This window comes from Ferrimonas balearica DSM 9799 (assembly GCF_000148645.1).
Lineage (GTDB): Bacteria > Pseudomonadota > Gammaproteobacteria > Enterobacterales > Shewanellaceae > Ferrimonas > Ferrimonas balearica.
In genome coordinates this window covers 246,623-259,667 of record NC_014541.1, presented here as the reverse complement: position 1 = coordinate 259,667, position 13,045 = coordinate 246,623, and the positions used below count along the sequence as shown (strand labels likewise).

The window sequence follows — 13,045 nt, the reverse complement described above, 5'->3', positions numbered from 1 at the left end:
TCAATCCCCCTTAAGCCTTCTGTACCTGCACCCGGTTGGTGTGCTGTGGGTTTCCTTTGGTCACCGGTGAGGGGTGGACCTTGGTCAGCGTGTTGATGCAACCGCCGATATCCACCACATGGCCAGATGGCCCCAGCTTGCCGCTCGGATCAGGCTGATACCAGGCCCCCTGCCCAAGCGCACACACGCCAGGCGTGACACGGGGTGTCAGGCGGGCAGGCAGCTCAATGGTGCCGCGTGGGTTGTAGACATGGACCCGATCTCCATCGTTAATTCCCCGCTCCGCCGCATCGAGAGGGTTCAGCCACACGGCGTCTTCCACCGCTTCACGCAGCCAGGGAACGTTATGGAAACTGGAGTGGGTACGGCCCTTGGTGTGGTAGCCACACAGCTGCAACGGGTAACCCGCATCGATCGCTTCCTGATCCTCGTAGCCCTCCCAGGTCACCACATATTGGGGCAGTGGCGTGATCTGATCGCCGCTGGGCAGCTCCCAGGTGGCGGCCTTACGCGCCAGGGACAGGGAGAAGATCTCGAACTTGCCGGAGAGGGTGGGCCGCGGGTTGGCTTCCGGGTCCTGAATGTAGGCCTGATAAGCCACATACGGTGCCGGCATATACTTGCGGAACACCCCAACCTTCTGGGCGGCTTCGTAGCTTTCCGGCATATCGACATCCGGGTGCATCTCGCGGGTTTTCTGGTACAGCTTTTCGCACCACTGCTTGCCCGTCAGCCCTTCGGTGAACTGCTCCCCTACCCCCATCGCGTCGGCAATACCGGCGCAGATATCAAACATCGACCGGGACTCCCCCAGCGGCTTCAATGAGGTGCTCATAAAGGTGGCGTACGCCATCTGCCCGGCGGCATAACTGTCGCTGGCGTAGTCCTCACTCTCCAGCCAGGTGCTGTCCGGCAGCAGGTAATCGGCAAACTTGGCGGAGGGCGTCATCCAACAATCACTGACCACAATCAGCTCGCAAAGGGACTCATCCTCAAGGATCGCTGCCGTGGCGTTGCTGTCAGAGTGCTGATTGATCAGGGCATTACCGGCGCAGTTGATGATCGCTTTGATGTTGGTGCCCAGCGCCGCCGGGTTGTTGTCCACCCTCTCCTGTGTGCCGCTGACCTTGTAACGCACGCCTTTATTGGTGCCGGTGAAGGTTTCACCCCGCACCACCGCTTCCGACCAGGTAAAGACCGGAATGGTGATGTCCACCGGGTTGGTGCCGGTAGGCATCCCCGCCACCCCAAATCCATAGGTCAACGGCATGGCACCGCTGTTTACACCCGCCTGACCGATCTTGCCGGTCATAATGGCGAGGGTGTAGACCGCCCGGGTGGCCTGATCGCCATTGGCGTGACGGCTGATCCCGGCTCCCGCGATGATATAGGGAGCATCAGCCGCCATGATGGCTTGCGCCAACTGCTTGATGCGCGTTTCCGGCACCCCGCAGATCGCCGCCGCCCACTGAGGGGTTTTCGCCCCATCGGCCGCGAAGGCACCCTGGCCCATGATGTAGTCGTGATAGTTCTGATCCGGGTCGATGTACTGAGCGTGAGACGCGATAAAGGCGTCGTCGTTTTGCTCAATGGCTGCTTTGGTTTGAACCAGAGAAGCGCGGTCATAGCCCACCGCATACCGGTCAAGGAAGGACTTGGCGTTCTGGTCGACCCAGCCAGACTGGATCATCTCGTAAATCACCGCCTCCACCAGCGCGGCGTCTGTCCCCGGGCGAATCGCCAGCCACTCATCCTCGTTGCCCCGCATCGAGTCGGTATAGCGCGGCTCCACCATCCAGACTTTTATACCCTTCTGGTTTTGCTCCAGTGCCTTGACGAAGTCATAGCCTTCGCCACTGCCACTCATGCGGATCTCGTTCGGGTTAAAGCCAAAACCAACAAACAGGTCGGAATGGACGATATCACTGAGGCTGCTGCCCACCAGGCTGTCCCACTGGTCGCCGTAGGTCGCCATACAGGCGGCATAGATGCCTGCCCAGGAGTAATCCCAGTGGTGGTCGAGGAACCCGCCATTCAGGTTCAACAGCCGTCCCCAGGTGGCCACATTGGACGAGAAGCCGTAATAAGCGCCGGTGCCGTAATGCATGTAGATCGCTTCCGGCCCGTAGTTTTCGCTGATCTGTTTCAGCTTGGCACCCACTTCGGAGTGAGCCTGCTCCCAGCTGATCGCCACAAACTCGCCGGAACCCCGTTTGCCCACCCGCTTCATCGGAGTGCGCAGGCGATCCGTTGCATAGGTGCGCTGGCGCAGCGAACGCCCACGAGGACAGGCCCGAACCTGATGGTTCACCCCATACTCATCGGTGGTTTCATGGTCTGCCTCAATGCGGGTGATGATGCCGTCCTGGCTGTACACCTTGATCGGGCAGTTAGAACCGCAGTTCACCAGACAGGCTGACCAGTTCAACACCTCGCCAGACTCAACAGGGGGTTTCGGTGGCTCTGTCGGTTTGTCACTACCACTGTTGCCGCAGCCACTGACGGTGGCTGTGGCGCCGAACGCCGCGCTCAGTTTCAGAAAGTTTCTACGTTCCATCCTCAATGTCCTTCGCTTTTTAGCCTGCGGACGGTATCGCTCTGATTGTTCGAGCGATTACTGCCCTGTTATTGCAAGGAAAAAGTGGTGGAGAATGCCCCTGCGGCTGATAACGATCGAATCTCTGAGAGTGCAAAAACGCTATGCATTCAATATTCGAAATGTATCAATGTGAATCAATACGATGCAGGTTAATTCGCCCTACTTTGCAATCCCGGCCCAGCTAAATTGAAACAAAGCGCCAAAGCAGAAACGTCTATATCGATATGGAGTTCGACGAATTAAATGTGACTGTTGTAACAGAATGAAAACACATCCATCCCATGCTCCCGCCAAGTGAGTAGCATGCTAAATCTCGACGGGGCCAGCTTCAGACTGATGACGGCAGCCCCTTGAAATCACGGCCGGAAGCGTCACGTTAGTGGGGGTAACCATGGTCAGAGCGGTATCGCTTAATGCTGGAATGAAGGAAAAGGCGACCATCTTTTTCCCGGGGAAGGTGGATGACAGCATCCTCACGTTCTTCCTGACTCACGGAGAAAGCGTCAATTTGGCAAAAGGGGATACCGTCCCTAAAAAAACACTGATTAATAGTTTTGTGTTTCTCAGAGAGGGATTACTTTTTTATACAACACGAACCAACAACTACTCAAAGCCCAAGTTCATCACTGTAATATTCCCCAACAGACTCGCTGATTATCACTTGCTGTTTGATGATAACTGTACGTGCTGCAAAGGAATATTTGCCGCCAGAGACAGCGAAATCATCGTAATTAACAAGCAAAAAATCCGGGAATTAGTGCAAACGCGTCCGGACCTTTTTTCTCAATTCACTCTTGATGCTGCTTACTACACTGAGCGACAAACCACCCTCGCTGTCTTTCTCCTTACCTCCTCTCCCGAAGATAAGTTACTCAAATTTCTGTTCGACACTCTGGTCGTGCTGGATACCGACTTCTCCCAACAATGGCTCACCGTTCACCTCAAGCTCACCCGGCAAGAGATTGCGGATATCCTTCATATCAGTGTGATCAAGCTGGACCTGATGCTGGGGGAGCTGAAGAAGCAGGGTCTGGTCAGGCGGGTCGGAAACAAGCTGCAGGTTCGGGTCGACTACTTCCATCCGCTGTCGCCCTGCCCTCTGGGGCGGGAGGACGCCAACGGTTGCCAGTCCAACAATATGTCGAAGTTCCGCGCCGGCAACCTGATTACGCTCAACAATGGCGGATAACGGCACGCGGGGTGCCCACCCCGCGTGCCGAATCGGGCGTTACAGCGCGCTGCCGCCCTTGATGATCATGCGCAGTTGCAGCACCAGTCGTTCCGCCAGCACCTTGCGCTTTTTCGGGTTCATATCCATCGCTTCGGCGCCGGCGCTGAACACCAGAATCACCATCGCTTCAGCCTGTGCGTGGGCCACTTCCGGCGTCAGGTCTGTGGTGGCCTGGAGGTACTCGATCAGTTCAGCAGTGAAGTGTTCAATCTCACGCTGCACCGCGGAGCGAAACGCCGCCGAGGTTCCGGAGCGTTCACGCAGCAACAGGCGGAATACGTTGGGGTTGCTGTCGATGAACTCAATAAAGGTCTCGATAGAGACCCGCACGATGCTTCCCCCCTCTGCGGCACGCTGACGACCTTTGCGCATCAGCTGGCGCAAGGTCAGGCCCCCCTCGTCCACCATCGTCAGACCCAGCTCTTCCATGTCCTTGAAATGGCGGTAGAAGGAGGTTGGGGCAATGCCGGCCTCGCGGGCCACTTCGCGCAGGCTCAGGCTGGAGAAACTGCGCTCGGCACTGAGCTGGTTAAACGCGGCATCAACCAGTGCGCGCCGGGTTTTCTCTTTCTGCTGGGCTCGGATCCCCATGATTCTTATCCCAATTCGGCAAAACAGGCAGATAGTACCCTGTTCGCTGCCATTTCGCATCCCGGCCCGTCCGATGCTTGCTTTTTCTTCGGTTGTGACGAAAATGGCTAACAGTTGTAAGCTAAAAATAGAACGAAACCAATGACTGATAACAAGCCCCGTCTCATCCTCGTCAATAGCGCCATCTTCGCATTGACGTTCCTGACCGCCCTGATCGCGGTGCCGCTTTACGGCCTGTGGCAGGGATACCAAAGCGAAGCGCTTTGGGTGGCGCTGCTGTTCTGGGCCTGGAGTGGCCTGTCCATCACTGCCGGTTACCACCGCCTGTGGTCCCACAAGGCCTACAGCACCCATCCGGTGGTGCAGTGGGTGTTGGCCATCGGTGGCGCCATGGCGATGCAAAATTCCATCCTGCACTGGGCCTCTGACCACCGTCGGCACCATAAACACGTGGACGACAACGAGCGCGACCCCTACTCCGCTGGCCGGGGATTCTGGTACAGCCACATCGGTTGGATGCTGCGCGAGTATCAACAGGTTACCCCGGATATTTACAACAATGTCCGCGACCTGCAGAAGAATCCCATCGTGATGAATCAACACAACCACTACGGCAAGTGGGTGTTCGCCACCAACATCGCCCTGCCGGCCTTCATCGGTTGGCTCACTGGTGACATCCTGGGCATGTTGCTGCTGGCTGGGGTACTGCGCCTGGTGTTGGTGCACCACGGCACCTTCTTTATCAACTCGCTGGCCCACATTTGGGGCAGCCAGCCTTACAGTGACAAACACAGCTCCCGCGACAACGGTTTTATCGCCCTGGCCACCTTCGGAGAGGGCTACCACAACTTCCACCACACCTTTGAGTACGACTACCGTAACGGCATCCGCTGGTGGCACTTTGACCCCACCAAGTGGCTGATCCGCGGCCTGGCCAAACTGGGTCTGGCCAAGGACCTGCGCCGTGTGCCGACAGAGCGAATCGAATCCGCCCGCCTGGCGATGCAGCTGCAATCCAGTCAACGCCTGTTAGCTGAGCACCACAGTGCCAGTGAGTGGCTGGCGAAGCTGGAGGAGGAGTACGAGCGCCTGCTGGCCGAGCTTCAGCGCTATTACGGTGAGAAACAGCGCCAGCTGAAGCTGCACAAACATGAGTTGGATCGCTCCACCCGCGCCCGACTGAATGAGCTGCGCCAGACCTTCCAGCAGCAAAAACGCCAATGGCAGGCCCTGCGCGCCCAGTTGCACGCCCAGGTGGCCTGATCCTTATGACCGGAAGCGCGCCCACCCTGCCCCCAACCCTGGACCAGTGGCAAGCGGCGGGCGCCACCTTTCACTGGCGTGGCCATGCCCTGTTTTACCGATACCAGCCCAATCCGGGTAAGCCGGTACTGCTGCTGGTGCATGGTTTCCCGTCCGCCAGCTGGGACTGGTGGGCCCTCTGGCCCACCCTGTCACAGCACTACCAGTTGCTCAGCGCCGATATGCTCGGTTTCGGCTTAAGCGACAAACCTCACCCCCACCGCTACTGCATTGCTGATCAGGCCCGGATGCTGTTGGACCTGATGGCCGAACTGGGCCTCGGTGCGGCCCATATTCTGGCCCACGATTACGGTGATACCGTGACTCAGGAGCTGCTAGCGCAGCAGCTGGAGGGCAGCACCGGAGTGCACTGGCATTCCGTTACCCTGCTTAACGGCGGCCTGTTTCCAGAAGCCCACCGCCCCTTACCCATTCAGCGGCTGATGGCGGGCCCAGTGGGCCCGCTGCTGGCCCGGCTGCTGGGAGAGCGGCGCTTTAAAGCCAGCCTAAGGCGGATTTGGGGAGAAACCCCACCCACGGAAGCGGAGTTGGACACACTGTGGCAACTGCTCTGTCTGAAGCGGGGCCAACGGGTGATCCCCGGCCTGATCCAGTACATGGCGGAGCGCCGTCAGCATCGCACCCGCTGGGTGGATGCCCTGCAGCGCACGGAGGGCCCGCTGACCCTAATCGACGGTTTGGCCGACCCCATCTCAGGGCAAACCCTGGTGGACCGTTTCCGCCAGCTCTGCCCCCATGGCCGGGTGGTCACCCTGCCCGGCGTGGGCCACTACCCTCAGCTGGAAGCCCCACAAGCCGTACTGGAGGCGATGGCGCTGTCCGACTGAACCGAATAAAGCGAGACAAAAAAAGCGGGCCTGAGCCCGCTTTTCTTTTTGCCAATGGTTACTGCTGGTGACGGATGGTCTGGTCCGACAGCAACGCTTCCGCAATGGCGTCCTCAGTAAAGCGCAACGGACGCAGCGCAGTGTTTTCCGAGTAGTACCGGGTTTGGTCATTCCAGTGGGGCGACAGCGGGTTATTGGATTCCGAGTAACTCAGCAGACCGCGCGCCACCGGGCCGTCATCCTCAAAGCCCACCACCATCATCCAGCTGGAGCCGTAACGCACGTGGTAACCCTCGGTGGACAAACGGGAGCGCATCGGCGCACCGGTGACCACATCAATGGCCGGCGCATAGGCGTGCTGGGGCAGCAGGGTGTCATCGCCGCCGCTGGCGCTGTAAGAGAAGACGTTAAAGCCCCCCTCAAAGTTATTGGCGCCAGACCAGGGGAAGCGTGCTCCGGAGGCGCTGCCATCCGGCAGAGACTTCTCAACAAACTGCAGGCTGCCCAGGGTGGCGTCCAGCGCAAAGCCGTTACGGGTCAGGTTTTCACTGGCAACGGCCAGCGCCACCAGCGCCCGGCCGTCGGTCACCAGGGTGTTGGGGGTGTTCATCGGATCGGTGTAGTCGAAGGGGACCGACAACAGCCCGGAGTTGAACTGGTAACCGAACTCGCGCAACAGCGCCCCGGCCACACTGTCCAGGTTCTGTGCCCCATTCCATTGGGCCAGAGCCGCACAGGCGGGGGCGACGTTCACGCTCAGGCTCTCATTCACCACCACCGGTGTGGTGCCCTGGGCTTCACACTGGCTCAGCAGGTCATCCAGCACCAGCTCGGCCAGGTAGGCCCGGTTGTTCAGCAGCGCCGCTTCGACCTCATCGCGGTTGAACTTGTCGTCGTCACCACGGGCGTCACTCATCAGCGTCAACGCCATCCGGGTGCGCAGTGACTGCTCACCCCGCTCAGGTCCATACAGCGGCGAGATCCCCTCAATGGGGGCCGCCGGGTTGGTGGACCAGAAGGAGTTATTGGAGTTCTGAACAAAGTCGGAGCGCAGCAGCTTGGGGGCCTCTTCGTAGGGCACCGCCCCATCAAAGCCGTAGGTGCTGTCGTAACCCGGCAGGATGGTAAAGCCCGCCTGCTCCTTGAGGGTGATCAACACCCGGTCAGAGGTCAGCGCCACTTTCGCGGTTTCGCTCAGGTGCGGCACGGTGGAGTCGTCGATATAGAAGGCGTTGCCCTCAGCATCGGCGTACATGGTGTTGTTGAAGATCACCCCATCGTAATCACGGAACGCCTGCTGGAAGCTCTCCAGATCGGTGGCGAGGTTCATCGACAACCAGTGCTCCAGCACGTCCACATTGGCGGTATTGGCGTCCTGAACAAAGAACGCCACATTGTCGTTCCAGGTAAAGGGCGCCGCCTGGGGTGGCGCTTCCACCATCGGCCCCTTGGCGGTGGTGTACAGGGTTTTCTCCAGCACCATGGTCTGGCCGCCGCCCACGTTCACCTCAATCTGGTGCGGGGTGGCGGTGATGGGCATCGGCTCGCCATCCAGCAGATAGGTCATGCGGTCACCTTCCGCCAGCGCCAGTTGGTACAGCACGAAATGCTCCGCGGTAGAGAAGGTGTGGGTCCAGGCCAGGTGTTCGTTAAAGCCGATGTTGATGGCCCCGGGCATACCCACCAGCGACCCGCCCATCACATCCATCTGGTCCGGAATGGTCAGGTGGGACTGCCAGAAGCGAAGCTGCCCAGTGTGGGGGAAGTGCGGATTGCCCAGCACGATGCCTTTGCCGTTCTCCGTCACGTCGGCCCCCAGGCCCCAACCGTTGGAGCCCAGATCCCGCTCATTGAGCACCGGAGTGGTCAACTGCGCCGCCTGACGCTGGGCACGGGCGGTGAGGTCCTGATACTGCGCGGTGGTCGCGGCGGTCATCGGCGTCACGGGCACCGGCAGGTACTCATTGCCATCACCGGGGTTGGCAAAGAAGATCAGGTCAAAGAAGTTCGCACTGCCCGGCAGGTGCGCAATCGAGAACAGGTAGGTCAGCAGATCGACCCCCTCCACCGGCTTCACCCAGGGCTGACCGGCACAGGGCAGGTTCGGGGTTTCGATCGCGCCGGAGGCCAAATCGGTCAGATAGAGGTTATAACCCTGGGCAAAACCGTTAAGCATTGCCCGGCTGCGATCCGGCAGGGCATCAAACTTCGCTTCCGCGGAGGCGCGCACGCCCAGCGCCAGATGGCCGAAGTCGTTGATCAGGTTCTGATTGTCCTCCACCAGCGGCAGGCCGGTGGCGTAATCGATTCGCTTGTGGGGGCCAAAGTACTTGGAGCGTTCACTGTTGGCCTTGATAAAACCATCCGCCAGCAAGCAGAGGTGGTCGGTGGCCTGGGCGTAACCGGAACCGAATGCCAGGCTCTCCAGATTGTCAGCGGTGATGTGCGGTACGCCGAATTCGGTGCGACGAATCCGTGCTTCCAGTGCGCCTTCCGGGGCAAACACCACCAGCTCCGGCTTGGGCTCGGGTTCCGGCTCAGGTACCACCGGCGGAGGTGGCGGCGTCACCGCCACATCGTCTTTGTCGTCGCTACAGCCTGACAGCGTCAGAGAGGTCAGGATCCCGGCGAGGATCAGCGGGTATTTTCTTGTCATCGTTGTTTCTCGTTATGGTGGCACTCAAAGGTTGAGCGCCTGTTATTGGCCTGTTAACCATATCGATATACGAGAAATTTTCCCAGATGGATGCCCCGCTCAGTCATCCCCTGAAACAGAAAAGGCGCCCGAAGGCGCCTTTTTAATCAAACCAGTGTCAGTTGACTGAACGACCGAAGTCCACGTCGACCCACACCAGACGCTCGTGGGAGCTCAAGGCCGGATCCGAGGCGCCGCTGTCGTCGTACAGCCACTGGAAGCCGGACTCACCAATGGCAGGCCAGAACACGCCGCTGTCAGCGATGTGCAGGTCCTTATGAGGCAACACGTAGCTGAATCGCATGCCACTCAGGCTGGTCCACACCTGGGGATGGATGTGGCTGGAGCCCACACCCATTTTGTACTCCTCGGCACCAAAACTGGCCGGAGTCAGGCTGTCGGTATTAAAGCGACCGTTGGAGCCCAGCAGGTAGCTGTCGGACAGCACTTTGCGGATGGCGCTGCTGTTGATCTCGTAAGTGTCAGCCCAATCGGTTTGCACGGTCAGGCGGAACGGGTCTTCGTCGTTGTTGAGGTTACCCATCAGCACGAACGGACGGTTCAGGTTGGCACCGCCGCGACGGCCGGCATCATCCACCAGGTAATCCCCGTCGTTACGGTCACTGATGTAGTCGGCAATGAAATCGAGCTGGGCGCCGTTACGCTGCTGGGCCCAACCGGAGCGCAGTGCGCCTTCGGCCGGTTGCTGGTCAACCAGCTGGGTCAGCAGCAGGCTGATCTGGCGGCCATCCGGCAGACGCATGGCGATATCAACAAAGTTGGTGTCCATGACGCTCAGTGCCGCCCAGGCGTCGTCGTCCAGCTCGGTGCCATCGTCACGCTTGGGCTTGCTGACACCATTCACGTCCTGCCATTTGAACTGGCGGAAGGTGCGGGCCTGCTCAGCATCCAGGGCGTACTTGGAGAGCAGCACAAAGCTGTTCTGGCCATGGAAGTGACCCGGGCCCTGAGCGTCCTCCGGCAGGGACAGCTTGCCGTCACCATCGATGTCATAAGGGATGAACTGGCCGGAGTTGGTGGACGCCACATAGCGGTAGGGGTAGCTCAGCCCGGTCAGGTCAGAGGCCTGCGGCTGGGACAGGTAGTTCTGCTCAAACTGAACGGCCGCAGTGTCATCCGCCCGTCCGCCTTCACCCACACTGGTGGAGAAACCGGTCAGCAGCAGTACATCGGGCTGACGCTCCTGGTAGGTCTGTTGCAGGATCGCCGCCAGATTGGCCAGGCGCGGATCCTGCTGATCGCCGGTGGCACCGGTTTGCTGCAGCAGGGTGAAGTACCCCTGGCTGTCGTCATACGCCATGTCCACATGGAAGGTGGCAAAGCGAAGGGTGCCGGTAAAATTCTTGGTGGAGCTGGAATCGCTGCAGGCGCTCAGCAGCAGCGCACACAGCGCCAGGCCCAGGGTTTTGAACTGCATGGGGTCTCCGTACTGCAGACTCGGAAGTCGATGGTCCCACAATCTATAGCGCCCGTCAGACGGGCTCAAGGCAACAATCGGATTTGTGGTGACTTTGTGTCCAAATCTGTGGTCAGGATCCAGACCTGCTGCGGTTGGGGTATTATGCTTGCTTCACTGTCGTAACGAGTCCACCCATGAGTCACATCAAACTCACCGAATACAGCCATGGCGCCGGCTGCGGCTGCAAGATCAGCCCCAAGGTGCTCGACACCATTCTGGCCAGCCAGCTGCCCAGCTTTACCGACCCTCGCCTGGTGGTGGGCAACGCTTCCCGCGACGACGCTGCGGTGTACGCCCTGGATGACCAGACCGGCATCATCAGCACCACCGACTTCTTTATGCCGATCGTGGACGACCCGTTCACCTTTGGCCGCATCGCCGCCACCAATGCCATCAGTGACATCTACGCCATGGGCGGCACACCGATGATGGCCATCGCCATTCTGGGCTGGCCGGTCAACCTGCTGGCTCCGGAGATCGCCCAGCAGGTGGTGGAAGGGGGCCGCGCCGCCTGCCGCGATGCGGGGATTCTGCTGGCCGGTGGCCACAGCATCGACGCGCCGGAGCCCATTTTCGGCCTGGCCGTAACCGGCCAGGTGCCGCTGTCCCGCCTGAAGCGCAACGACACCGCCAAGGTCGGTGACAAACTCTATCTGACCAAACCGCTGGGCATCGGCATCCTGACCACCGCCCAGAAACAGAAGAAGCTGGCCGACGAGGACAGTCAGATCGCCATCGACGCGATGTGCCAACTCAACACCATCGCCACCAAGCTGGCCCCCATTGCCGGCGTTAACGCCCTGACCGACGTCACCGGCTTTGGCCTGGCGGGCCACCTGATTGAGGTGTGTCAGGGTGCCAAACTGCATGCCCGCATCGATTTCGATGCCCTGCCCCGCCTCGACCAGGTCGACCACTATCTGGCGCGGGGTTGCGTGCCCGGCGGCACCGGTCGCAACTTTGACAGCTATGGACAGCACATTGGTCCGCTCAGCGACGACCAGCGCGCCCTGCTGTGTGACCCGCAAACCTCCGGTGGGTTGCTGGTGGCGGTCAATGCGGAAGCGGAAGCCGAGGTGGTGGCCTGCCTGCGTGACGCGGGCCTGCCCCACCAGTGCATCGGCGAGCTGTACCAGGGTGGGGATGCCCCGCTGGTGACTCTGCGATGAGCGAGATGATCCCGCAGAGCGAATACCGTCGCCTGCTGCTGGACGATGTGCCGATGATCGATCTGCGCGCCCCGGTGGAGTTCGCCAAGGGCGCCTTCCCCGGCTCGGTCAACTGCCCGCTGATGACCGACAGTGAGCGGGAAGCGGTGGGCACCCGCTACAAGGAGCAGGGTCAAAACGCGGCCATTGCACTGGGCCACCAACTGGTGAATGGCGCCGTGAAACAGAGCCGCGTGGACGCCTGGGTCAGCCAGGTAACCGCCCGCCCGGATACCGTACTCTACTGTTTTCGTGGCGGCCTGCGCTCCCAGTTGAGCCAGGGCTGGCTGGCGGAAGCCGGCTACCAACGTCCCTACATCGAGGGCGGCTACAAAGGGATGCGCGGCTTCCTGATCAACCAAACCGATAAGGTGGCTGAACAGGCAGACCTGCTGATCCTGGGCGGCATGACCGGCTGCGGCAAAACCGACTTTCTGAACGAGCGACGGGACAGCGTGGACCTGGAAGGGCTCGCCAACCATCGAGGTTCCAGCTTTGGGCGTCGCATCGGTGGGCAACCCAGCCAGATCGATTTCGAGAACCGGCTTGCCATTGAACTGATGCGTCATCAGGACGCGGGCCACCGGCAGTTGCTGCTGGAGGACGAAAGTCGCCTGATTGGACGGGAATCGATTCCGCTCACCCTGTTCGACGCGATGACTCAGGCCCCCCGGGTGATGCTGGAGGTGAGTAACGAGGCACGCATTGCCCAGATCACCAAAGACTACGTCACCACCATGGCCAACGATTATCTGGCCCAGGACGCCGAGCAGGGCTTTGCCGAGTTTGAGAACTACCTGCTGGGCAGCCTGGACCGCATCCGTCGTCGTTTGGGCGGTGCCCTGCATCAGGACCTGCGTCAGCGCATGACAGACGCCCTGGCGGAACAGGCACGCAGTGGCAACGTTGATGGCCACAGCGGGTGGATCAGCCTGATGCTGAGCCACTACTACGACCCGATGTACCGCTACCAGCTGGAGAAGATGACCGCTCCGGTGCTGTTCCAGGGCAGCCCCGAAGCCGTGCACCAGTTCCTCAATGAACGCGGTGCCCGCTAAGGCACAAAAAAGGCGGGGAACTCCCCGCCTTTT

Annotated in this window: 9 protein-coding genes; 5 read left to right on the top strand and 4 right to left on the bottom strand. The window is 60.2% G+C overall.

Features of this window, described 5'->3' with window-relative positions; genetic code table 11:
- Positions 1–10 precede the first annotated feature (10 nt).
- Positions 11–2,557 (bottom strand): DMSO/selenate family reductase complex A subunit, encoded by a 2,547-nt coding sequence (locus FBAL_RS01205; RefSeq protein WP_013343755.1) that lies wholly within the window; start codon positions 2,555–2,557, stop codon positions 11–13.
- 433 nt (positions 2,558–2,990) lie between these two features.
- Between FBAL_RS01205 and FBAL_RS01200 the strand changes: the two genes are divergently transcribed.
- Entirely contained in the window at positions 2,991–3,788 is a 798-nt protein-coding gene (locus tag FBAL_RS01200; protein WP_013343754.1) for a Crp/Fnr family transcriptional regulator, read from the top strand.
- Positions 3,789–3,827: 39 nt separating this feature from the next.
- On the opposite strand, the gene fabR is transcribed toward FBAL_RS01200, so the two are convergent.
- Positions 3,828–4,421 carry an HTH-type transcriptional repressor FabR gene (fabR, locus tag FBAL_RS01195; RefSeq protein ID WP_013343753.1) on the bottom strand — a complete coding sequence of 198 codons (594 nt, stop codon included), beginning with the start codon at positions 4,419–4,421 and terminating at the stop codon, positions 3,828–3,830.
- Between the two features lie 141 nt (positions 4,422–4,562).
- Here fabR and FBAL_RS01190 point away from each other — a divergent pair, with 141 nt between their 5' ends.
- A complete protein-coding gene (locus FBAL_RS01190) occupies positions 4,563–5,684 on the top strand; it encodes an acyl-CoA desaturase (protein WP_013343752.1) in 1,122 nt (373 codons plus the stop codon).
- A 5-nt stretch (positions 5,685–5,689) separates the two neighbouring features.
- Complete coding sequence (locus tag FBAL_RS01185; protein WP_013343751.1) at positions 5,690–6,571, top strand: alpha/beta fold hydrolase; 882 nt, start codon at positions 5,690–5,692, stop codon at positions 6,569–6,571.
- A gap of 58 nt (positions 6,572–6,629) precedes the next feature.
- Here FBAL_RS01185 and FBAL_RS01180 read toward each other — a convergent pair whose 3' ends face one another.
- Positions 6,630–9,227: an acylase gene (locus FBAL_RS01180; RefSeq protein ID WP_013343750.1), complete on the bottom strand. Its 2,598-nt coding sequence runs from the start codon at positions 9,225–9,227 to the stop codon at positions 6,630–6,632.
- Between the two features lie 157 nt (positions 9,228–9,384).
- Positions 9,385–10,704, bottom strand: a complete 1,320-nt coding sequence (locus tag FBAL_RS01175; protein ID WP_013343749.1) for an endonuclease/exonuclease/phosphatase family protein — start codon at positions 10,702–10,704, stop codon at positions 9,385–9,387.
- A gap of 176 nt (positions 10,705–10,880) precedes the next feature.
- On the opposite strand from FBAL_RS01175, the gene selD reads away from it, so the two are divergent.
- Positions 10,881–11,915: a selenide, water dikinase SelD gene (selD, locus tag FBAL_RS01170; RefSeq protein ID WP_013343748.1), complete on the top strand. Its 1,035-nt coding sequence runs from the start codon at positions 10,881–10,883 to the stop codon at positions 11,913–11,915.
- Positions 11,912–13,012: a tRNA 2-selenouridine(34) synthase MnmH gene (gene mnmH / locus FBAL_RS01165; protein WP_013343747.1), complete on the top strand. Its 1,101-nt coding sequence runs from the start codon at positions 11,912–11,914 to the stop codon at positions 13,010–13,012. Before selD ends, mnmH begins: the two co-directional genes overlap by 4 nt.
- Positions 13,013–13,045: the final 33 nt, after the last annotated feature.

Excerpts from the sequence above, each read along its gene's own strand:
- FBAL_RS01205 (WP_013343755.1), bottom strand. The coding sequence starts at position 2,557 with ATGGAACGTAGAAACTTTCTGAAACTGAGCGCGGCGTTCGGCGCCACA.
- FBAL_RS01200 (WP_013343754.1), top strand. The coding sequence starts at position 2,991 with ATGGTCAGAGCGGTATCGCTTAATGCTGGAATGAAGGAAAAGGCGACC.
- fabR (WP_013343753.1), bottom strand. The coding sequence starts at position 4,421 with ATGGGGATCCGAGCCCAGCAGAAAGAGAAAACCCGGCGCGCACTGGTT.
- FBAL_RS01190 (WP_013343752.1), top strand. The coding sequence starts at position 4,563 with ATGACTGATAACAAGCCCCGTCTCATCCTCGTCAATAGCGCCATCTTC.
- FBAL_RS01185 (WP_013343751.1), top strand. The coding sequence starts at position 5,690 with ATGACCGGAAGCGCGCCCACCCTGCCCCCAACCCTGGACCAGTGGCAA.
- FBAL_RS01180 (WP_013343750.1), bottom strand. The coding sequence starts at position 9,227 with ATGACAAGAAAATACCCGCTGATCCTCGCCGGGATCCTGACCTCTCTG.
- FBAL_RS01175 (WP_013343749.1), bottom strand. The coding sequence starts at position 10,704 with ATGCAGTTCAAAACCCTGGGCCTGGCGCTGTGTGCGCTGCTGCTGAGC.
- selD (WP_013343748.1), top strand. The coding sequence starts at position 10,881 with ATGAGTCACATCAAACTCACCGAATACAGCCATGGCGCCGGCTGCGGC.
- mnmH (WP_013343747.1), top strand. The coding sequence starts at position 11,912 with ATGAGCGAGATGATCCCGCAGAGCGAATACCGTCGCCTGCTGCTGGAC.